Source organism: Roseburia sp. AM51-8 (assembly GCF_003478275.1).
Taxonomy (GTDB): domain Bacteria; phylum Bacillota; class Clostridia; order Lachnospirales; family Lachnospiraceae; genus Pararoseburia; species Pararoseburia lenta.
Genome location: NZ_QUEY01000015.1, coordinates 1 through 607 on the forward strand (window position 1 = coordinate 1; position 607 = coordinate 607).

Sequence of the window (607 nt, forward strand, 5' to 3'; positions counted from 1 at the left end):
TATTTTTATGTTCGCACTTTTCAAGTGTAGGAAGTCTGATAAAGGAAGAAATTGAAAATAAGAAAGTCGCATTTATTCCAACAGCTTCACTGCGTGAAGGCTACACCGGTTATGTCGGCTCGGCTCGAAAATTATTCAAAAAGTTGGGAGCGATCGTAACTGAAATTGATATTTCAACGGAGGCTTATTCAACGATACAGTCTGTTTTTGAAGAAGCAGATGTGATATATTTTACCGGCGGAAATTCTTTCTTTCTTATGGACCAGCTCCGTAAAACGGGAACTGATGGACTGCTGAAAAAGGAATTGGCAAATGGAAAATTGATGATCGGCGAGTCGGCAGGCGCAATTATATGCGCTCCAAGCATCCAATATATCGAGCAAATGGATGAAAAGCCGGAGGACTACTCACAAGAAGATGATGCAGGGATTGATTTGATTGATTTCTATGTTCTTCCGCATTATCTTACAGCACCATTTAAGAAAGTTACCGAGAAAATAATGACTGAGTTTTCGGATTTGAATCTATGCCCAATTAACAACCGTCAGGGAATTGTAATTGATGGTGAAGATTCAAAGGTTATTTGCAAAGACTAATTTGAAAATTC

General features: G+C 38.7%; 1 protein-coding gene. It reads left to right on the forward strand.

Annotated elements, in window-relative coordinates; genetic code table 11:
- A partial coding sequence (locus tag DW996_RS12875; RefSeq protein ID WP_243098787.1) for a Type 1 glutamine amidotransferase-like domain-containing protein occupies nucleotides 1-596 on the forward strand: 596 nt, incomplete at its 5' end.
- Nucleotides 597-607 lie beyond the last annotated feature (11 nt).